This window comes from Pseudoalteromonas phenolica (assembly GCF_001444405.1).
In the GTDB taxonomy this organism is placed as follows: domain Bacteria; phylum Pseudomonadota; class Gammaproteobacteria; order Enterobacterales; family Alteromonadaceae; genus Pseudoalteromonas; species Pseudoalteromonas phenolica.
Window position 1 is genome coordinate 3407523 of the sequence record NZ_CP013187.1, and the last position, 21054, is coordinate 3428576.

A 21054-nucleotide genomic window follows, 5' to 3' on the forward strand; every position below is an offset into this window, starting at 1 on the left:
CCACCATTAAGACATGACATATTCAAGCTTTTACAGCGATGCGATGCTGTAAATAAATTGACGTCATATTTAACCACAGATAGTGACATAAAAAACATTCTCGTTGTGATGCATTTAAAGTTGGGCGATTCTACACTAATTCACGCTAATTACCGAGCAACAAGCTGAATTTCCTGCTTGATACGCTCGAATTTTTTATAAAAAGGCTGCCCTGCTAATACATTTTTAGGTAGTTGTTGACGCGCATTTCTTGCTTCATCAATATTTGCAAACGGCGCTTGGATAACAACCCACCAAGGCGTACCGTTTCTCACCGTTTCATAGACATAAACGTCTTTCAATTCATTTGTTAAAACAAAACTATTTGCTATCGCTTTATCTTTCACAGCAAGTAACTGTATAGCCCATACGCTGTCATTTTGCGTCAGTAACCATTGTGTTGGTGATAAATCCAATTCGTGTTTTTTTGTTTCCGCTGTTTGCTCTGCAGGCTCTGACATAAGTGGTAACTCTTTAGATTCAGAGACTGCTTCATTTTGTTCAAGGTCATGGTTTGCTGAAGTTATTGTCTCAGTAACATTATTACCTTCTCCACCTTTAACTGACAGTGAATTATCTTGTGGACTAACAACCCCAACACCTTCATTTGGCCTTGGAGTTTCAAGCGCAGTTAAAACGGCTGAAACTGTATCTGTAGTTGAATCATTTGGCGATTTAACTAAAGCCTCTCTTGGCACTTCATCATTTTCTTCGGTAGCTTTCGCCAAAGACTGAACTTCAGAAACGGTGTGTTGTGACAAGGTCTTTGTCGTTTGTGTATCAGTATTATCTAGATTTAACACCTGCTTGGCTGGGAGAACCGTTGTGAGAGGCTCTGCATCTTCTACTTGTTCACTAAAATAAAACTGAATCTGCTTTTGATACATAAATGCCACAAGCAACAAAGCCAAAAGCACTGTCAAAGCAATTAAATGCCAACGATAGCGCTTTTTAGGTTGCTGAGTTCTCAACGGGCTCTGTTGCGACGCCTGCCAATCAAGCAATACCGCAGGATTGCCATGTGACTCTTGTAAGAAAGCTTGGAAGATTGGGTCTTCTTCCATTGGTAAATCTTTAAAAAACATCGCCATGAGTTGCTTTGACTCAGACAGTGACAACCGCTCTAAATGAATATCTAGTGCATTTGGCAACATTCTAGGTGCTTGGGCAGTGACCAAGATAAATAACTCAACAGGGCTTTTTGCTGACAATATTCTCAGCTGTTCTATAGTTTCATCTGAAAGATGTCGCGCTCCATCTAGCACCCAAAAACATGGGCCACAGGGTTGCGATTGAAAAAGTTGAAAAAAATTTTCAGATAAAGAGTGCGTTTGGTCAACTAAAGGCGCTCTAAAGCTGTTTTGTAGTAACTGAGTCATCAACTCAGCATCTGTCATTTGTGCCGTTACTTGAATGTAAGCTTTATTAAATTCGGGATATTTTTCAGTGATTAAAGTTTCAGCTAAATAGCTTTTCCCTAACCCTGAAGGGCCAACTAAAGCGATCAGATTTTGCCCATATTCGAATTGCATCGCAATTCTATCAACCAAGGCAGCTCGACTCGGCAATATTTGCGATTGCATTAGCGCCCTATTAGCTGTCTCACGGCTTCATCAGATACATCATCAACGAGTGCACATTGCCCTAATTGCGTAGGGACAATAAATCTGATTTTGCCTTGTTGGTTCTTTTTGTCTTTGCGCATATGACCAATAAACTGCTCACTGGTCATAGACTCTGGAAACGCTACTGGTAAGTTGTAACTCGCGATGAGAGCTTTAACCCTAGCAACTTCAGATCCGTCAACTGCACCACGCATATGTGCTAACTTCATTGCTAACATCATGCCTGCTGCAACTGCTTCACCATGCAACCAGTTACCATAGCCCATTTGTGCTTCAATAGCATGACCAAACGTATGACCCAAATTCAGTAGCGCTCTCAAGCCTGCTTCTTTCTCATCTTTAGAAACGATTTCGGCTTTAATTTCACAGCAGCGATAAATAACTTTTTGCAATACATCGTTTTGTAAATTGCTTAGCGCCTCATGTTGCTCTTCTAGAAAACGAAGAAGTGCTAGATCATAAATTAAACCATACTTTATAACTTCAGCCATACCTGCAGCGAACTCTCTACTAGGTAAGGTTTGCAAACTATTAATATCGATAAAAACGGCTTTAGGCTGATAAAAAGCCCCTATCATGTTCTTACCCAAAGGATGGTTAACCGCCGTTTTTCCGCCAACTGAAGAATCAACTTGAGAAAGTAGGGTTGTTGGAATTTGAATAAATGGCACGCCGCGTTGGTAGCATGCTGCAACAAAACCGGTTAGATCTCCAATTACACCGCCACCCAGTGCGATCAAACAAGTGTCACGGCCACAGTTATGCTCAAGCAAAAATGCAGACACTTTTTCAAACCATTCTAAGGTCTTGAATTGCTCACCATCAGGAATAGTAAAATGTAGAGGCTCTAACTCATTAAGTTGAGTTAAAAGTGGATCTAGATAAAGAGGAGCAACTGTTTCGTTGCTAATGATCACTGGGCGACACTTACCAATGTGTGATAATAATCGCCCGCTGTCGCAGAGAAGGTTTTCACCAATATAAATGGGGTAGCTACGCTCGTTTAAATCGACATTCAGTTCAAGCATTTGCTACTCCTTTTATAATTTAGAAATCTAACTTCTCAATAATTTGATTTGCTACTACCTTTGCGCTCTGTTCATCAGTGCGAACAACAAAGTCAGCAACGTCTTGGTATAAAGGCTCACGCTCTTCAGCTAAGCGCTCTAGTACATCTCGCGGCGCTTCTTCTGTTTGTAGAAGAGGACGACGCTTATCTCTTTGAGTGCGAGCAACTTGTTTTTCAATTGGTGTTTCTAGATAAACAACAATGCCACGCGCTGACAGTTTGTTACGAACTTCTTTGCTCACAACTGAACCACCACCAGTAGCTAATACAATACCTTGCATTTCAGTTAGGTCAGAGATCACGCCCTCTTCACGACGACGGAAACCCTCTTCACCTTCAAGATCAAACACCCACGCAATATCTGCGCCTGTACGACGTTCGATTTCTTGATCTGAGTCGAAGAATTCAAGGTGTAATTGGTCCGCCAAATGACGACCTATTGTGCTTTTACCAGCCCCCATTGGGCCTACTAGAAATATATTACGTTTCTCAGCCATATCTATTTAGTACTAACGAACTCTAAAATTTGAAAATAAACCCCGCCTCACGACCTGGCCCCAAAAATTAAGGAGGGGATTATCTCAGTAATTCGTGCGCAATTTCAAGTCAAATCATTTAAATTACAGTAAACCACGTAGAATATAATGATTAATACGTGATTACTGGCCGTCTAGCATGATTTTCGGGGTCACGAATATCAGCAATTCTCTTTTTTCATTAATGTGACGCGTATTCCTAAACAACACACCAAGGTAAGGCACATCACCCAATAGAGGGACTTTTGTCACTGCACTGGTAATTTCTTGCTGATAGATACCACCCAGTACGATAGTTTGCCCATTTTCGACCAATACCTGAGTTTCAATTTCTTGTGTGTTAATCGCAACAGCTGGACCATTTGGTGTTTGTACATTATCACCTCGCGTATCTTGGGTGATAACTAAATCTAGTATAATTTTATTGTCAGGAGTTATCTGTGGAGTTACCTCTAGACTTAATACCGCTTTTTTAAAGCTGACAGAGGTCGCGCCACTTGATGCGGCTTCAACATAAGGGATCTCTGTACCTTGCTCGATCCGCGCTTTTTTCTGGTTAGCCGTTGTAATACTAGGCGTTGCGATTATCTCACCCTTGTTTTCTTGCTCTAAAGCTGACAGCTCTAAATCTATGAGTGTACCGTCAGATAGCTTAGCTAGGTGCACCCCAATGCTACCTGCTGGATTGGTCACAGGTAAGTTCACATTCAAACGGTCAGTGAAAGAAGGTATAACGCCACCAGACAATTGATCAGCACTAGATAGTTTACCTGAGATTGCGTCCGACCCCTGTTGATCACTGAATCCCCAGCGAATACCTAAATCGTCTGACACATTATCACTTACCGTTACCATACGAGATTCAATTCGCACTTGTTTTACAGGAACATCGAGTGTTTCTACCATACGGCGGACATTTTCAATACTCTTTGCCGTATCTTTTATAATTAAGGTGTTTGTTCTTATATCAACAGAAACATTCCCTCTCGGGCTAATAATACTGTTGATCTCGGTTTTCAGTAAATCAGAGAACTCTTCTGCCTTGGCGTAATTTAATTGCATGTATTCATTGTAAAGTGGTTCGAGCTCTTCGACTTGTCGCATAGCTTGTAATTCTTTTGCTTCTCTAGCCGCAATTTCCTCTGCTGGAGCAACCATTAAGATCGAACCTTCAGTGCGCTTATCCAAACCTTTTACCCTCAGCACCACATCAAGGGCTTGGTCCCAAGGCGTGCCTTCTAAGCGCAGTGTAATGTTACCTGACACTGAATCACTGGTTACCAAGTTGAAATTATTTGTGTCAGCAATGATCTGTAATACAGAACGTATTGGAATGTCTTGGAAGTTCAAGGTAATTGGCTCACCTTGGTAGACCTTCTCTTCACCAAACTTTTTCGTCTTATTATCTTTTTCTATTGTGAGTGTGAAGATATTATCTAATTGCTCATATTTAAAAACAAACGCACTATTGGGTTCAATCACTAAACGGCTTTTATTGCCCTCTGAAAATGTTTCAATTTTGCTGACTACCGTACCAAAATCAACCACATCTAATTCGTAAAGTAGGTCATCCAAAATATCAATATGATGAAAATCTGCAATGATCTTTCCACCACGCTCTTGTACATCAATCGCAGCTTGAGAGCTCTCTAAAAATACTAAAACTTTGGCTTCGCCTTTTTCACCACGACGAAAATCAATCGATTGAATACGGTTAATGTGATGGGTCAGTTGTCCCTCGATTTGCTCTTTGGTGTCTGAAGCCTCATAAATTGGGTTTTCAGATATTTGCAAATACACTAAATTATTTTTAACTTCAGTCTTATAAAGCTTCAACTGATCCATCTCAATAGTAACAATAAAACCACCTTGCACCATGTTGCTTTGAATCTGTTTAATCCCGGCTTTATTGACCTTTAACTGTTGAAGGCTTTCTTCGAACTCCGCATCAGAAAAAAATAATTCCAAACGCGCAGGGTCATTTAAAACCGATATTTTAGGTTCTAAATTTAACTGTTCATCAAACACCAACTGCAATTCTGTCTCAGAATTAGAAATCGGGTTATAGCGCACATCGTATAACATGGGTAAGGCATTAACTGGGCCAGATAGCACAAGTAAAATGCTTGAGAAAATAGTAATTTTAAGCAAGTTCGCAACCATGCGAGTCATAATTGTGTACCTTTATTGTTATTCGCTTACTGTAAATTGAGAAGCTTCAATTATCTCAACTTTAGTTAATCGTTCTTTCCAACACCCTGTTCCATCGGGGATCAGTTCTAGTAATTCGACATGATCATCATATATACCGACCACTTCACCATGATATAGGCCCATATACTCACCCTGCTTCACTCGAAAAAGGCCTTGATCTGCAGCTCGAATTAATGCCCAAGTAACACCCGATAAGGCTATTGTGCCTTTCATAACAAGATTATCAATAGGATACTTCTCTAGTGGATCTCGGGCACGGTTTTGATCAGGTTGTAAACAGTTTTTAACCTGAACTAATCTACTTTCAATTACTTCAGGCTGTGGTGCATCAAATGGGCTACGCAGTGAACCTGCACTGTACGGGAAGTATTCAAACTCCTTCATACTCGGGATTGGATCTACTTTTGGCGTAGCACTCGCTTGCACTTGGTCAATAAATTCTTTTTGTTGCGCGGTATTATCATTGCAAGCAGATAAAAACATAACACTTATACTGATAGCGATACTCTTAAAGCGCATTATTTAGCTCCTTGTTCGTAGCGATACGTTTTCGCAACAACACTAAAAACTAAGTCACGCTCGTTTGCACGCTCTATTCTAAAGTCATGTAAACTCACAATACGCGGTAATTGAGCTACTTTACCAACAAATTCACCAAACTCATGATAAGTGCCTACAACTTCTAAGTTAATCGGCAATTCAGTATAAAACTCTTTTTTTACCTCTGGCATCCAACCAATTTTTAAAAATGTTAGACCACTTGAAGTACCTACATAGGTCAAGTCATCTAATAAACCAGGTGTTTCGTTTGATGTGGGTAGTCGCTGCAAGAGTTGAGAAAATTGCGCTTCCATATCTTGCATTTGCTGCTTGTATAAATCTAAATTGTTCGCCCTTGCATATTTAAAGCGGTATGAATTTCGCAGCTCCTGTTCTTTATTTACGGCAAAGTCATACTCATCTATTGCAGAAGATACAAGCATAGAATAGCCCACAAATAACATGATGATTGTAACCAATACCGTACACATGATTTTAACAGGTTTAGGCCATTCGCCGATATTGTCTAACTCTATCTCATTCCAATCAATGTCTTGTAACGCTTTAAGATCAAAGTTCATTTCGCAATCCCTCACTCTTTCTCTTTTGCAGCTTCAAGGTCTTGATAAGACTTGACGTAAAAGTGCATTGTGAAATCACTGAGTAATCGATTAGTCTGTTCGCCCGCAATAATACCTTGAATTGTAGGTCTTTCTAAAAGGTAAGAAGATTCAACCTGTCTTAACATTTGTGAGAGGCGATTATTGGATTCACTGCGACCAATGACTTTTATCATATTGCCATCACGCTCTAAACTCGTAAGATAAACACCTGAGGGAACAACACGCGCCACTTCGTCAATGATTTGCGTACCTAAATTTCGGTTGCCTTGTAGCTCTTCAATTAAACGAATACGACGTTGTAAATTTCCTTTTTGTGCATTTAAGTCGTTAATCTCTCTAATGCGTGTATCTAGTTTACGGATCTCAGATTGTAGGTAGCTATTTTTTATTTCTTGTCCTGTACGCAGGCTATCGTAAAAGCTCCCAATCAAGTACATGACAAACAAGGATATGCCTACAATACTACCGATCAAAATCAAAAACTTTTGCTGTGATGCTTGTCTTTGCTGTTCGCGCCAAGGCAGGAGGTTTATATGTGGCATGTAGTAAAACTCCTAAGCGCCAGACCTGTTGCGAGCGTAAACTGAGGTTTGTGCCTCAACAACACATTTCTGTCTACTTTGGGCCCAATTTCCATATCTGAAAATGGATCAGAAATGATTGTATGGATCCCAAGTTCATCAACCAATAGTCTATCAAGACCTTCAACCAAAGCTGTACCACCTGATAACACCAAATAATCTACATGGTCTTTACCACTGGTTGTCATAAACATTTGTACCGCTCGACGAATTTGTTGTAACAAAGCAGTTTGGAATGGCGCAAGTACTTCGAAAGTATAATTTGGCGGCAAGTCTCCAGTTGTTTTAGCTAATTCAGCTTCATCGAACGTCTTATTATAGTAAGCAACAATACTATTTGTGTATTGCTCTCCACCAAATACCTGATCGCGGGTGTAAATTGTTTTTCCAGACTGCACTACACTCATTAATGAAATCACTGCACCAATATCAACAATTGCAACAATTTTATCAAATGCATCAGAGGGCAACTGACCGTATAAGGTATCAAGCGAACGGCTCAACGCATAGCTTTCAACATCGACTACTTTTGCTTTATAGCCAGCTTCTTCTAAAGCACTCACGCGTGCTAGCACGCTCTCTGTTCTAGCAGCTGAAAGTAACACATTCATTTTCGATGGATCGGCTTCATTGACCGAGATTTTCTCGAAATCTAGACTAACCTCATCAAGTGGGTATGGAATTAAACTGTCTGCCTCTATGGCGATTTGCGACTCTAATTCAGCATCGGTTAATGAGACGTCCATAAAGATCACTTTAGTGATAACCGTTTGACCTGATACGGCGACCGCGGCGAAAGGGGCATGTTTTGGAAAGCGCTTTTTTAGTTTACTAATAGCACGGCCAACCGCTTCAATATCCTGAACGGCTCGCTCAGTGATAGCGCCTTTGGGTATTGGTTCAATAGCAACGGCCTCAACGCGATAACCGCTGTGAGTTTGCGAAAGCAAAACAGCTTTGACACAGTGAGAGCCAATATCGATGCCAACCATTAATGGGGCGTGTGCTTTGAACAATTTACTTAACATACCCTGTGTTTTTATCCTTTATTTTAATTTAAACAGGTTATTATTTATGAACAAAAAATACTAATCGAATTTTGTTCAAGCTATACTAGCAGCCTCTACCCACAATTGGGAGTCTAACTAGGGATTATTACGTGACTTTATTAAAAAGATTATTACAGTTTATTATCGTCTGCGGGCTTTTAGGCGTACTCACGTTACTAGCACTATATTACTACGTAAAATCAGATATCCCTAGCGTAGAGGTACTTAAAGAAGTTCAACTTCAAACACCTATGCAAGTTTTTACCAAAGATGGAAAATTAATCAATCAATTTGGTGAAAAGCGTCGGATCCCAGTCAAAATTAACGACATTCCCAAACCTCTGCTCAATGCATTTTTAGCAACAGAAGATAATCGTTTTTATGATCATTTTGGTATAGACCCAATAGGTATAGTACGTTCTGCAATTGTATTGATCAGTACTGGTCAAAAAAAACAAGGCGCCAGTACTATTACCATGCAGCTTGCACGAAACTTCTTTTTAACCCGTGAAAAGGCTTACATTCGTAAGGTAAAAGAAATTTTCATTGCACTGCACATAGAGCAATTACTTTCAAAAGATGAAATCTTAGAGCTGTATTTAAATAAGATTGAATTAGGCCACCGCTCGTTTGGCATTGGTGCCGCAGCACAGGTTTATTACGGTAAAGAGTTACACGAACTCACATTAGCCCAAATGGCCATGATCGCAGGTTTGCCAAAAGCCCCTTCAGCGCTAAACCCTATCAGTAACCCGACTCGCGCTAAATCTCGCAGGAATGTGGTTTTAGGTCGAATGCTAACAGAAAAATACATCACTCGCAGTGAATATAATGAGGCAACTCAAGCGCCTATCACTGCCAAGCGCCACGGTGCTGAGATAGAGTTATATGCACCTTATATTTCTGAAATGGTTCGTGCATATATGGTCGAGCGCTATGGTGCTGAAAAAGCTTATAACACTGGCTTTAGAGTTTATACGAGTGTTGAATCTGAAATTCAACTTGCCGCACAACAAGCACTTATTGATAACCTACACGATTACGATATGCGTCACGGCTATCGAGGGCCTGAAGCTGTGCTATGGCAACACGAGGCAGATCCTATCCCTGCCCGTGCAGAACTACTTAAAACACTCAAAAGCGTTAATGAAATTGCCCCGCTAGTCGCCGGTATTGTCACGCATGTTTACGAACAAAGCGCTGAGGTGCTATTAAAGTCAGGTCAATCTGTGGTCATTGAGTGGGATGGTCTGAAATGGGCACGCGCATACATCAACGAAAAACGACAAGGTAATGCCCCTAAAGCAGCTGCCGATGTACTTTCGCCTGGTATGCAGATTTGGTTGCGAGAAAATAATGGCTGGCAATTAAGTCAGTATCCACAACCATCAAGTGCCATTGTATCTTTAGATCCAAAAGATGGCCGCATTAAAGCCTTGGTCGGTGGTTATAGCTTCGCACAAAGTCAATATAACCGCGCTGTGCAAGCGAAACGTCAGGTTGGCTCAAACATTAAACCTTTTATTTATTCAGCGGCATTAGAAGACGGTTATACGCTTGCTTCAATTATTAACGATGCTCCTATCAACCACTGGGATAAAAGCTTAGGTGTTGCATGGCGACCTAAAAATAGTCCTGAAGTTTATAGTGGCCCGATTAGAATTCGTCGTGCACTAGCACAATCAAAGAATGTCGTCTCAGTTAGATTGCTAAGAGGCGTCGGCTTGCAACGATCTGCCGATCATTTACTTAAATTTGGCTTTGCTGATGAAGACATTAACCGCAGTGAATCTTTAGCATTAGGTAGCGCTGCAATTACTCCACTTGAAATGGCTCGCGGCATGAGTACTTTTGCAAATGGCGGTCATCTAATCGAACCTTACTTTATCAGTGAGATAACAGACGCGTATGGCAACTCTCTGGGTAAAGCTCAGCCATTAATCGCATGTGATGAAGAGCAGCGCCTCGAGAATACTATGCAATGCGCACCACAAATCATCAGTGAACAAAATGCGTTTCTTATCTCTAGTGCCTTACATAGTGCTGTTTGGGGCGGCGGTAGCTGGAAACACAAAACTGGTTGGGTTGGTACAGGTTGGCGGGCTCAAGCTCTAAAACGAAGGGACTTATCTGGTAAAACAGGTACAACTAATAACTCGGTTGATACCTGGTTCACTGGCTACAATCGTAATGTTTTAACCACTGTGTGGGTTGGTTTTGATGATGCTAGTAAATCTCTTGGCCGAGCTGCTTATAATAACAACCTAGGTAAAGGCCAAACTGTAGGCGCTGAAGCAGGTGCGATCACTGCACAACCAGGATGGGTTCGTTTTATGAAAACGGCACTACAAAATGAACCGCTTGCACCGATTGACCCTGCGCCAGGCTTAACATCAGTTCGAATAGACTTGAAAACAGGCTTACTAAGCTCTAAAAACGACTATACCAGCCGTTTCGAATACTTTGAGTCTGACACTGTACCAACTAAATATGTTCAGCAAGACAAGTCAAAAACCCCTTTCTCAACAGACTCATTGCCTGAACAAGATGAGCTGTTTTAGTTAATGTAAAAAATAGCTCTAACAAAAAAGCGAAGTGTCGCAACACTTCGCTTTTTGCTCTAAGCCATCGCAGCTATTAACTATTTAAGATTCTGACATAACCAGAATAAGTCAGAGTGAATACCCGCTGCAGTCACTTCTTTACCAGCTCCAGGCCCCTGGATAACCAATGGGTTTGCGTCATACCACAGCGTTTTAACTACAAAGATATTATCGCCTGGTGTTAAATTGGCAATCGCAGAGCCTTGCTCAGCAAAAGCAATACCCACTTTTGCATCCACTTTGCCACCTTCAGCGATACTTAATAAACCAGTGTAACGCAGCTCACAATGATTGGCTTTCGCCTGTGCAAACTTAGTTTCATAAAACGCATCTAACTCGTCTTTTTTAGCTAGAAAATCTTGCCAGCTACCAGTTGCTAAATGTTCGGGCATTAATGGCTCAAGGTCAATATCATCAACATCGAGAGAAAGACCAAGCTCTCGAGCGAGAATTAACAACTTACGCTGCATATCTCGACCTGATAAGTCTTCGCGAGGATCTGGCTCTGTGTAGCCCATAGCTTGTGCTTCTAGCACTAAATCTGAGAAGGCTTTACTGCCGTCATACTCACTGCACAGCCAAGATAAAGTGCCCGAGAACACACCTTCAACTTGGGTGATTTTATCACCACTATTTTGCAAGTCAGCAAGTGCAAAGTTAACCGGTAAACCAGCACCGACACTGGTATTATAACGCCATAGTAAGTTGCGCTCTTCAAGCTGTTGACGCAAAGACAAATACCAGTCTTGTTGCGCTGTACCTGCATACTTATTAGCACTGATAAGGTGGCAATCACGCTTAACGAACTCTGGGTATAACAAGCTAAATGACTCACTCGCAGTGATATCAACCACCACTTTATGCTCATAATCTAGCTCTTCAATACGCTCTAGCACTTCATTTTGCTCATATGCTTGCGCTTCATTTTGCCACTGAGTTTGCCAGTTATCTAAATTCAAACCACTGGCTGCAAATAGCATTTGCTGCGAACGTAATAGGCCAACGACTTTTAAATCAAATTGCGCTTGTAAACGAGCAACCTGAGTTTGGCATTGTTCAAGGAAAACTTCTCCGACATTACCTAAGCCCGCTATGATAACGGCCAGCTCTCGGCCTTTATTCACTAGTTTGTCATGTAGAATCGCCAAAACATCGCTGTCAATTGCTTGGTCAGTTAAGAACAATGCATAGTCTTCGTCACTGTGCGCAAACCTAAGTACTACATCTTGTTCTGTTAACACTGATTTAGCCTGTAGCTCTAATGCAGAGATATCAGCTTTTGGTGCAACCAGCGCAAAGCCCTGCAAGTGGCTTTCAACCAAGGTGAGGCGGCCAGCAAAATATTGGCTAACTTGATGTGTAAAAGCGCCTGGTAGCAATAAGAACTCTTCACCATTTTGTACGAAGTGATGAATGCTATGCTGAATAAGCTGACTCACTTCACGCACTTCATTAACACCTAAACGGTCTACACGCACAAGATCTAAGTTATCAAATGACGTAATAAAACGTTTCGCTTTACTGTAACCCGCTTTGACGATTTCAGTACCTGGTGCTTCAGGATCAAAACTGCTACGAACCTGTAACTTGATACTGGTATTTTTCAAAGGCGATAAGGTTTTAGCATGCAAAACTGGGTTACCTAAACGCGCCAATAGATTGGCCTGTTCACGACATACTTTAGGATATTTAATTGCATTGCTGACTTTACGTGGATCGGTGCTGAATACACCTTGCGTATCGGTCCAGATTGAGACTGCTTCTGCGTCGCTATAATTTGCTAACAATGTTGCACTGTAGTCACTGCCATTGCGTCCCAGCGTCACAGTATTACCTTGGTCATCTGCTGCAATAAAACCTGTGACCACAAAGATGTGATCGTTATCTAAGGTCGCTAAGCACGCTTGCTTATTTTGTTGATGCACCAACTGACCGTTATGCACAGTAAATAACGTTCTGGCATCAATCGCTTGGGCTTGTAAACCGCTTTCTGATAAGTAGTTCGCCAAAATGCGTGCAGACCATAATTCACCGTGTGCTAATAGCTCAGCTTCATTTAGAGTTTTTGTGTTCGCGGCTTGGGTGATCACTTGTAATTCAGTCAGTAGTATATCGGCTAGTTGGCGCTGCTTTTCACCCTGGAATAATGCATTAATCAGCTCGATTTGATGGTTCTCAACCTGCAACAAAATATCGTTAAAACTTTGCTGCTCTTGCTGCTGATAGCTTTGCCATAGTTTAACTAGGGTATTAGTGGTTTTGCCTGCAGCAGAAACCACAACACAATCGCCCAACTGACATTGGCCAACCACGATTTGTGCGACAGCCTGATAACGCGAGGCCGAGCTTAAGCTCGACCCGCCAAATTTATGTACTACTCTTGTCATTTTCTTTTACCAAAGTGCCGGATGGGCAGGTGTTAATTTACAAGCTTTGCTATCAGCTGACGCAGGTGCCTTGCCAGGCTGTGTTTTAGCAAAAGCCACTTCGAGGTCTGCAAGTAGGTCTGCTACTTCCTCAATACCGACAGAAATACGGATCAAAGTATCGCCGACACCCGCTTCTAAACGTGCTTTAGGCTCCATGCCTGCATGTGTCATGGTCGCAGGGTGACAAATTAAACTCTCAACACCACCTAAAGACTCAGCCAACGAGAACTCTTTCACTGTTGTTAAGAAAGCGGCAGCATCTTCAAGACCGCCTGCGATATCAAAACTCACCATGCCACCAAATCCTAACTGCTGCTTTTTCGCCAGTTCGTGTTGCGGGTGTGATTCAAGACCTGGATAATACACTTTGCGAACGTACTCCGACTGCTCTAAGTATTTGGCGATAGCGAGGGCATTTTCTTCATGTTGTTTAAGGCGCACTTTAAGGGTTCTTAAACCACGTAATGTCAAATAGCTATCGAATGGTGCACCAGTAATGCCTATGTTATTTGCCCACCAAGCCAGCTCGTCGCCTAACTCTTGGGTTTTCGCAATTACCGCACCGCCAACAACATCTGAATGACCATTAATGTATTTGGTTGTCGAATGCACCACAATATCAACACCAAATGAAATTGGGTTCTGTAGCGCTGGAGATAAAAACGTATTGTCAGCCCCCACTAAAGCGCCCACTGCATGGGCTGCATTCACAACCGCATCGATGTCTGTAAGACGAAGAATTGGGTTACTTGGCGTTTCAATCCAAACCAGTTTAGGTTTGATCTCTGCAATTTGTGCAAGGCTGTCAGCGCGAGTTAAATCTAAAACTTTTAGTTTTAACAAGCCACGCTTTTCAAGTGATGTGAATAAACGATAACTACCACCATAACAATCATGTGGAATAACTAAGGTATCGTCGTGATTTAAAAGTTGTGTTACTAGGTGTACAGCTGCCATACCGGTCGCGGTGATGATGCCTTTTTCTCCGCCTTCAAGCTGCGCTAATGCTTCAGCTAGAATATCGCGATTTGGATTACCGCTACGGCCGTAATCGTAATCACGCTTAGTATCGAAATCAGCGAACGAATACGTTGTAGAAAGATAAAGAGGAGGCACAACCGCACCATGATGCTTATCGGCTTCGATACCATGTCTGACTGCGACTGTTGACTTATTGCGTTGGCTCATATCACCACCTAGTATATGGATGTTTAGACGTCTAAAAGGTTAGATGATCAAATTAGAGAAGTCAAAACATTTATACTGCTAAATGGCTATTTAACTAGAATTTGACTATCTTTTTTAAACCGATAAAATTTCGCCACTTCGTTAACTAATATTGTTAATAAGACTGGGTTTTTGACCATAAATCGGTACATTAACCTTAGTTTGAGTTGGGCGTTAGTCAAACTAAGTCAATTAAAGCCGTCGCAAACGAGCGTAGTCTTATTGGCAGTAATTACTCTAAAGGCATCAGAAAAATATTATGGCTAAATGGAATGGTGAGTATATTCACCCTTATGCAGAGCATGGCAAGAAATCAGAGCAAGTGAAGAAGATCACCGTGTCGATCCCTTTGAATGTATTAAAAGTATTAACTGACGAACGTACACGACGTCAGGTTAACAACCTACGCCATGCAACAAACAGTGAGTTGCTATGTGAAGCATTTCTGCATGCCTTTACGGGTCAACCACTTCCAAGCGATGAGGACTTACGTAAAGACAATCCTGAGAAAATCCCTGTTGAAGTGCGTAACATCATGAAAGAGATGGGCTTAGAGATCCCAGAGATTAACGAAGAAGGTTAATCGCCTTAGTTTCTCTCGAAGAAAAACATAGAAATAAAAAACCTCGCCATTGCGAGGTTTTTTATTAATTTAATCTTGCTTAGGATTAAGATTCAAATTGTGCCATGTAGTTTTCTGGTAGATCGATTTGCGCAACGCCAGAATCAATCGCAGCTTGTGCTACAGCTTTAGCAATGCGAGGTAATAAACGCGGATCCATTGGCTTAGGAATAATATACTCAGCGCCAAACTCTAGCGACTCAACATCGGCTGCTTTAAGCACTTGCTCAGGCACAGGCTCTTTCGCAATACCACGAATAGCTTCTACGGCTGCGATCTTCATTTCATCATTAATCGCTGTTGCACGCACATCAAGTGCACCGCGGAAGATAAATGGGAAACATAAAACGTTGTTCACTTGGTTAGGATAATCCGAACGACCTGTCGCCATAATTAAATCGTTACGTGCACCATGTGCAACTTCTGGATTAATTTCAGGGTCTGGGTTTGAACAGGCAAAGACAACCGGCTTGTCCGCCATAAGCTTTAGGTCTTCTGGAGAAAGTAAGTCAGGGCCAGATACACCCACAAATACATCTGCTTCAGCGATAACGTCTTGCAGCGTACGCTTATCAGTGTTGTTAGCAAATAGCTTTTTATATTCGTTTAAGTCATCGCGACGCGTATGGATAACACCTTTACGGTCTAGCATGTAAATATGCTCACGCTGTGCACCACATTTTATCAGCAGCTCCATACATGCGATTGCTGCAGCGCCTGCACCTAAACACACAATGATAGCGTCGTGGATGTCTTTACCTTGTACTTCCAATGCATTCAACATACCCGCAGCAGTTACAATCGCAGTACCATGCTGGTCGTCGTGGAATACAGGTATATCACAACGCTCTATAAGTGCTTTTTCAATCTCAAAACACTCTGGTGCTTTAATATCTTCAAGGTTGATACCACCAAAAGTATCTGCAATATTCGCAACCGTATTGATAAAGTCTTCAGTGGTGCGGTGCTTTACTTCAATGTCGATTGAATCTAAGCCTGCAAAACGTTTGAATAGTAGCGCTTTACCTTCCATTACTGGTTTAGAAGCAAGTGGGCCTAAGTTACCTAAACCTAAAATTGCAGTACCATTACTGATCACCGCAACCATATTGCCTTTACCTGTATATCGGTATGCATTAGCAGGATCTGCAGCAATTTCTCGAACTGGCTCAGCCACACCTGGGCTGTAGGCCAACGCAAGATCTTTAACTGTTTCGGCTGGTTTAGTTAATTCAACACTGATTTTACCTGGAACGGGATGAGCGTGGTAATGTAAAGCTTGTTCACGAAAGTCTGACATGACGCGATTTTTTCCTGCAAAGAAGTTAAAAGTGAGAGTGAAATAATTCGCAATAACTAAAAGATACTCGCTTTCTAGATATATTCAAGCAATTTCAGGTCTATCCACTTTTTAGCGAAATTTATCTGCAAGATGCCGCAATTTTGCAGATTTTATGAAACATTCTTTTAGCTTTTTTGACATTTTATTGACCTAAAAAAGGGTCAGTACGCTTAATAAACCAGCAATTTATACGACTAAAAATGCCACCCTATCAATCACAAAAAGAACGCTGAACTTATCGAATTTTATTAGATTTTAGACTCTTTTAAATACATTTAGACAACTTTAACTCTTAAAAAAAACAGTTTAAGCAGCCGTATTTTTGAGAAAGCTAAAGTCAATCTCGATGAAAAGTGCAAAGTTATGCATTTAGTTGTTGCGCCATTTTCTACGGCTTTGCTATGAAAAAAGTTTGGTGTAAAAGAAATAATTTTGCAGAAAAAGAGCCAGAGAAACGATACTAAGTCAGCAGGAAATAATGAATATTCAGAGGATTAATAAGTTTTATACCAATCCTCAATAATACTCAACCATTTTGAGGGACTAAAACTGACGCTAGCTTCGTTAAAAATTTCTTATTTAGAACAACTAAAAAGCAAAATTTTAACCTTGCCTACATGGAAGTAGGTACCTCAGCGATAGCAGGACGCGTGAGCGGTGCTATCGACCGGTTTTCCTTGCCTCAAAATAGAGCGCTTAATTAAGAGGATTGGTATTAGACATAAAAAAAGCACCCAAATGGGTGCCTTTCTCAAACAAGCGCTGCTTATTTCTTGCTGCTAAGAGCACCGAAACGCTTGTTGAAGCGATCAACACGACCACCTGTATCAAGGATCTTCTGCTTACCAGTGTAAAACGGGTGACATGCAGAACATACGTCTAGGTGGATGTCTTTACATAGTGTTGAACGAGTTTCGAATTTGTTACCACATGAACAAGTTGCTGTGATTGACTCGTACTTAGGGTGGATACCTTCTTTCATAGTAAACCTCTAGGTTAGGCCGTATCGCTCTCCAAACCCGAAGTTTGGCACCATACGTAGTTATATTCAAATTAGTGGACGCGTATTTTATTGGAGTCGTCTGAGATCTACAAGCAATAATTGCACAAAAAGTAAATAAACAGGCCGTTAATTACGCCTAATCCATTGAACAGTCATTTACCGCGCGTTTTTCTCTGGGATTTCAAGGTCTGCTTTAGTACATTATAACTATCTACAGCCATGCTCGAACATTCATGCTATTTGTTGAAGTTGCTCTAAAAGTCCCACTACATAGAACCTTTGATTATAAGATCGACCCGAATATAACAGTTCATAAAGGCTGTCGTGTGTGGGTAACTTTTGCCAATCGAAAACTGGTCGCCATGGTCGTTGACATCAAAGCGAAGACAGATGTGCCTGAAAATAAAATCAAAGCCATTACCTCTGTTATTGATGAGCGTCCTATTGTCAGTGATGCATATCTTACCTTTTTGAAATTTACAGCACGTTATTATTGCCATTCGCTAGGCGAAACTATTTTTACTGCGCTACCAGCATCTCTACGTCAAGGTGAGCACCCAGATAAAACCCAAGTGCCCAATTACACACTCACTGAGGAAGGAAAAGCATCTCCCAAGCTTCGCGCTAAAAAGCAATTAGCACTGATTGAGCATTTAAAAGGCTCTGGCGTAACGAGCCTCACTGAGTTAAAAGCATTAGGGTTCACAACACAACAAATCAAGCCGCTCAAAGAGAAAGGCTTTATTGCAGAAGCCATCAATCACTGTGAAGCTTGGTCGTCGCACACTCTTGAGATTGCAAACAAACCGCGCCTAAATGAAGAGCAGGCTGCCATTTGTGCCGCCGTGAACCAACAAACAGGATATCGTACTTTCTTAATTGAAGGCGTCACGGGCAGTGGCAAAACTGAGGTGTATTTACAGTGTTTAGAAAAAATACTTAATGCTGGTAAACAAGCACTGATTCTAGTGCCTGAAATTGGCCTGACGCCGCAAACAGTGAACCGCTTCAGGCGCCGCTTTCCAAATACTCCGATTGATTTATGGCATTCAAATTTAACCGACAATGAGCGCTTACACACTTGGCGACGCGCTGAACAAGGCAGTAGTGCTTTGGTTATCGCAACTCGCTCAGGGATTTTTTTACCTTTTAAGAGCTTAGGCATGGTCGTGGTAGATGAAGAGCATGATGGGTCTTTCAAGCAACAAGATGGACTACGTTATCACGCTCGAGACTTGGCTGTTTACCGCTGTGCAACACAACAAATCCCCCTTTTATTAGGCACTGCAACCCCTGCACTCGAAACCCTACACAACGCACTCAATAACAAATATCAATTAGTGTCGCTGACCAAACGTGCGCAAACCAAAGTAGATAACGCTTACTTGTTGATTGATATGAAGGGCCAACCGCATCAAAATGGTTTTGCACCAACTACTTTACAGCATATTGAACGAACGCTCGCACGTGGAAAACAAGTCATGGTGTTCTTAAACCGCCGAGGTTATGCACCTACTTTAATGTGTCACGAGTGTGGCTGGCTCAGCGAATGTCATCGATGTAGCGCAAGTGCCACTTATCACAAAAGTATGTCTCGTTTAGTCTGCCATCATTGCGGTGAGCAAAGCTATGTGCCACCCCAGTGTGTTGATTGTGGTAGTACCAATATTTTACCTGTGGGCTTGGGTACTGAACAAGTTGAGCAGTTTTTAGAATTGCAATTTCCCGACACGCCTTTAAGCCGCATTGATCGAGATTCAACTCGCCGTAAAGGCGCACTCGAAGAAGCCCTCAATGAAATTAATGAAGGTGGTGCACGTATTCTAGTTGGCACTCAAATGCTGGCTAAAGGCCATCACTTTGCTGACGTCAGTCTAGTCATCATTTTAGATGTAGACAGTGGTTTATATAGCAGTGACTTTAGAGCTACGGAGCATATGGCTCAATTAATCACTCAAGTTGCTGGTCGTGCTGGGCGAAGTGGAGAACCTGGCACTGTTTTACTACAAACACATTATTGCGAACACCCGCTTTTACAAGATTTAGTCAATAATGGATATGGTGACTTTGCCCGTTATGCGCTCAAAGAACGAGAAGAAGTTGCCCTGCCACCATTTAGCTTTTTGGCTTTGATCCGCGCCGAAGCTAACAATGCAAAATTAGTCATCGACTTTTTATCGGATCTGGTTCCTGCAAGCCCATTCTCTGGTATACAATTGCTCGGACCAATTCCCGCGCCGATGGAGCGCGTGGCTGGAAAATATCGATATCAACTACATATTCAAGCGCAGGATCGTGCAATTTTACATAGTTACTTAACTCAGTTATTGGCTTATGTAGATAAGCACCCTTTAGCAAACCGACTGCGCTGGAGTATAGACATAGATCCTATGGATACTTATTAAGTAACTTATGGCACAACACGACTTTATAAATAAAAAGCCCAAAGGCAGAAATACCAAAAAAGCGGCGCCTAGCCCAAAACCCGTCTCAAAATTGCTTATCTTGCTGGCCTTATTGCTGGTTGGCGGTTTTGCATATGGCCTTTGGTATATCACACAAAATGCCGACCCCAAAAAAGTAGAAGAAACCGTCAAACCCATTGCCAAAAAAGAGCAACCGGTGGTGAAACCAAAACCTAAAGATCCTGATTTTATTCAAGAGATTAAAGACGCAGAAATCAAAGTCGAAATTAAAGAAATCAAAAAGCGCGGCCCATACCAGATGCAATGCGGTTCATTTAGAAAACACGAAGACGCAGAGAGCATGAAAGCACAAATTGCTTTTGTCGGCCTAGTTGCTGAAATCCGCAGAACCGAAGGGTCAAATGGTGTCTGGTTTAGAGTACGTCTAGGTCCTTATGAAAGTAAACGACAAGCGGAAAGCGATAAAAATAAGCTCAAGCGTATCAACATCGTAAGCTGTGGAATTTGGGGCTGGACTTGATTTCTCACTAATAGCCCATATACCTACAGCAATCTAAGATATTTAAGTAAGACAAGTGTGAGTTAACGCACAGTAAGGAATTTTATGACTACTATCGTAAGCGTGCGTCGTGACGACAAAGTTGTTATCGGCGGCGACGGTCAAGTGTCACTTGGCAATACAGTAATGAAAGGTAATGCCAAAAAAGTACGCCGTCTTTATAACGGTAAAGTATTAGCGGGGTTTGCCGGCGGTACTGCAGATGCATTTACTTTATTTGAGCGCTTTGAAAGCAAACTAGAAATGCACCAAGGCCATTTAACCAAAGCTGCAGTGGAAATGGCGAAAGATTGGCGCAGCGACCGTGCGCTTCGTAAACTAGAAGCCCTGCTGGCAGTTGCCGATGAAACCGCTTCATTGATCATCACAGGTAACGGTGACGTAGTGCAACCAGAGCATGACCTTATCGCCATTGGTAGTGGTGGTAACTTTGCACAATCTGCTGCAACTGCACTATTAGAGAATACAGATTTAAGTGCACGTGAAATCGTAGAAAAAAGCCTGAAAATTGCTGGCGATATCTGCGTATTCACTAATAATTTCCAAACCATCGAAGAACTATAGAGG

The 21054-nt window shown here is 41.7% G+C and carries 17 protein-coding genes; 5 read left to right on the forward strand and 12 right to left on the reverse strand.

The genetic code is table 11. The features are described from left to right. Window positions 1-149: 149 nt before the first annotated feature. The 8 genes from PP2015_RS15320 to PP2015_RS15355 form a co-directional block, all read right to left on the reverse strand. Window positions 150-1622 (reverse strand): AAA family ATPase, encoded by a 1473-nt coding sequence (locus PP2015_RS15320; RefSeq protein WP_058031132.1) that lies wholly within the window; start codon window positions 1620-1622, stop codon window positions 150-152. Then, on the reverse strand, window positions 1622-2692 hold the full coding sequence (gene aroB / locus PP2015_RS15325; protein ID WP_058031133.1) for a 3-dehydroquinate synthase: 1071 nt from the start codon (window positions 2690-2692) through the stop codon (window positions 1622-1624). The genes PP2015_RS15320 and aroB overlap by 1 nt, the downstream gene beginning before the upstream one ends. 19 nt (window positions 2693-2711) lie before the next feature. Further along, window positions 2712-3230, reverse strand: a complete 519-nt coding sequence (aroK, locus tag PP2015_RS15330) for a shikimate kinase AroK (RefSeq protein WP_058031134.1) — start codon at window positions 3228-3230, stop codon at window positions 2712-2714. A 162-nt stretch (window positions 3231-3392) separates the two neighbouring features. Then, complete coding sequence (gene pilQ / locus PP2015_RS15335) at window positions 3393-5441, reverse strand: type IV pilus secretin PilQ (protein ID WP_058031135.1); 2049 nt, start codon at window positions 5439-5441, stop codon at window positions 3393-3395. A gap of 18 nt (window positions 5442-5459) precedes the next feature. After that, window positions 5460-6002, reverse strand: coding sequence for a pilus assembly protein PilP (locus tag PP2015_RS15340; protein ID WP_058031136.1), 543 nt, complete (start codon window positions 6000-6002; stop codon window positions 5460-5462). Continuing rightward, window positions 6002-6604, reverse strand: coding sequence for a type IV pilus inner membrane component PilO (locus PP2015_RS15345; RefSeq protein WP_058031137.1), 603 nt, complete (start codon window positions 6602-6604; stop codon window positions 6002-6004). Before PP2015_RS15345 ends, PP2015_RS15340 begins: the two co-directional genes overlap by 1 nt. Before the next feature lie 11 nt (window positions 6605-6615). Further along, window positions 6616-7188 (reverse strand): PilN domain-containing protein, encoded by a 573-nt coding sequence (locus PP2015_RS15350; protein WP_058031138.1) that lies wholly within the window; start codon window positions 7186-7188, stop codon window positions 6616-6618. Next, window positions 7176-8255 (reverse strand): pilus assembly protein PilM, encoded by a 1080-nt coding sequence (locus tag PP2015_RS15355; RefSeq protein WP_058031139.1) that lies wholly within the window; start codon window positions 8253-8255, stop codon window positions 7176-7178. The genes PP2015_RS15350 and PP2015_RS15355 overlap by 13 nt, the downstream gene beginning before the upstream one ends. 131 nt (window positions 8256-8386) lie before the next feature. Here PP2015_RS15355 and PP2015_RS15360 point away from each other — a divergent pair, with 131 nt between their 5' ends. Beyond that, complete coding sequence (locus PP2015_RS15360; protein WP_058031140.1) at window positions 8387-10837, forward strand: penicillin-binding protein 1A; 2451 nt, start codon at window positions 8387-8389, stop codon at window positions 10835-10837. A gap of 80 nt (window positions 10838-10917) precedes the next feature. Here the strand turns inward: PP2015_RS15360 and metL are convergent, their stop codons facing one another. Both metL and metB read right to left on the reverse strand, forming a co-directional pair. Then, a complete protein-coding gene (metL, locus tag PP2015_RS15365; RefSeq protein ID WP_058031141.1) occupies window positions 10918-13266 on the reverse strand; it encodes a bifunctional aspartate kinase/homoserine dehydrogenase II in 2349 nt (782 codons plus the stop codon). Window positions 13267-13272: 6 nt separating this feature from the next. After that, complete coding sequence (gene metB, locus PP2015_RS15370; RefSeq protein ID WP_058031142.1) at window positions 13273-14496, reverse strand: cystathionine gamma-synthase; 1224 nt, start codon at window positions 14494-14496, stop codon at window positions 13273-13275. Window positions 14497-14794: 298 nt separating this feature from the next. Here metB and metJ point away from each other — a divergent pair, with 298 nt between their 5' ends. Further along, window positions 14795-15118 (forward strand): met regulon transcriptional regulator MetJ, encoded by a 324-nt coding sequence (metJ, locus tag PP2015_RS15375; RefSeq protein WP_058031143.1) that lies wholly within the window; start codon window positions 14795-14797, stop codon window positions 15116-15118. 85 nt (window positions 15119-15203) lie between these two features. Here metJ and PP2015_RS15380 read toward each other — a convergent pair whose 3' ends face one another. Continuing rightward, window positions 15204-16457: a malic enzyme-like NAD(P)-binding protein gene (locus PP2015_RS15380; RefSeq protein ID WP_058031144.1), complete on the reverse strand. Its 1254-nt coding sequence runs from the start codon at window positions 16455-16457 to the stop codon at window positions 15204-15206. Window positions 16458-17265: 808 nt separating this feature from the next. Then, window positions 17266-17481 carry a 50S ribosomal protein L31 gene (gene rpmE / locus PP2015_RS15385; RefSeq protein WP_058031145.1) on the reverse strand — a complete coding sequence of 72 codons (216 nt, stop codon included), beginning with the start codon at window positions 17479-17481 and terminating at the stop codon, window positions 17266-17268. Between the two features lie 254 nt (window positions 17482-17735). Between rpmE and priA the strand changes: the two genes are divergently transcribed. The 3 genes from priA to hslV all read left to right on the forward strand — a co-directional run bounded on the left by priA (window position 17736) and on the right by hslV (window position 21051). Beyond that, complete coding sequence (gene priA / locus PP2015_RS15390; protein WP_058031146.1) at window positions 17736-19907, forward strand: primosomal protein N'; 2172 nt, start codon at window positions 17736-17738, stop codon at window positions 19905-19907. Between the two features lie 7 nt (window positions 19908-19914). Further along, window positions 19915-20448: an SPOR domain-containing protein gene (locus PP2015_RS15395; RefSeq protein WP_058031147.1), complete on the forward strand. Its 534-nt coding sequence runs from the start codon at window positions 19915-19917 to the stop codon at window positions 20446-20448. Between the two features lie 84 nt (window positions 20449-20532). Beyond that, window positions 20533-21051 carry an ATP-dependent protease subunit HslV gene (gene hslV / locus PP2015_RS15400; RefSeq protein ID WP_058031148.1) on the forward strand — a complete coding sequence of 173 codons (519 nt, stop codon included), beginning with the start codon at window positions 20533-20535 and terminating at the stop codon, window positions 21049-21051. Window positions 21052-21054 lie beyond the last annotated feature (3 nt).

Bases quoted from the DNA above. Each gene is read 5' to 3' on its own strand.
- priA (WP_058031146.1), top strand. From the start codon at position 17,736: ATGCTATTTGTTGAAGTTGCTCTAAAAGTCCCACTACATAGAACCTTT.
- PP2015_RS15395 (WP_058031147.1), top strand. From the start codon at position 19,915: ATGGCACAACACGACTTTATAAATAAAAAGCCCAAAGGCAGAAATACC.
- metL (WP_058031141.1), bottom strand. From the start codon at position 13,266: ATGACAAGAGTAGTACATAAATTTGGCGGGTCGAGCTTAAGCTCGGCC.
- metJ (WP_058031143.1), top strand. From the start codon at position 14,795: ATGGCTAAATGGAATGGTGAGTATATTCACCCTTATGCAGAGCATGGC.
- hslV (WP_058031148.1), top strand. From the start codon at position 20,533: ATGACTACTATCGTAAGCGTGCGTCGTGACGACAAAGTTGTTATCGGC.
- PP2015_RS15355 (WP_058031139.1), bottom strand. From the start codon at position 8,255: ATGTTAAGTAAATTGTTCAAAGCACACGCCCCATTAATGGTTGGCATC.
- rpmE (WP_058031145.1), bottom strand. From the start codon at position 17,481: ATGAAAGAAGGTATCCACCCTAAGTACGAGTCAATCACAGCAACTTGT.
- pilQ (WP_058031135.1), bottom strand. From the start codon at position 5,441: ATGACTCGCATGGTTGCGAACTTGCTTAAAATTACTATTTTCTCAAGC.
- aroB (WP_058031133.1), bottom strand. From the start codon at position 2,692: ATGCTTGAACTGAATGTCGATTTAAACGAGCGTAGCTACCCCATTTAT.
- PP2015_RS15320 (WP_058031132.1), bottom strand. From the start codon at position 1,622: ATGCAATCGCAAATATTGCCGAGTCGAGCTGCCTTGGTTGATAGAATT.
- metB (WP_058031142.1), bottom strand. From the start codon at position 14,496: ATGAGCCAACGCAATAAGTCAACAGTCGCAGTCAGACATGGTATCGAA.
- PP2015_RS15340 (WP_058031136.1), bottom strand. From the start codon at position 6,002: ATGCGCTTTAAGAGTATCGCTATCAGTATAAGTGTTATGTTTTTATCT.
- aroK (WP_058031134.1), bottom strand. From the start codon at position 3,230: ATGGCTGAGAAACGTAATATATTTCTAGTAGGCCCAATGGGGGCTGGT.
- PP2015_RS15345 (WP_058031137.1), bottom strand. From the start codon at position 6,604: ATGAACTTTGATCTTAAAGCGTTACAAGACATTGATTGGAATGAGATA.
- PP2015_RS15350 (WP_058031138.1), bottom strand. From the start codon at position 7,188: ATGCCACATATAAACCTCCTGCCTTGGCGCGAACAGCAAAGACAAGCA.
- PP2015_RS15380 (WP_058031144.1), bottom strand. From the start codon at position 16,457: ATGTCAGACTTTCGTGAACAAGCTTTACATTACCACGCTCATCCCGTT.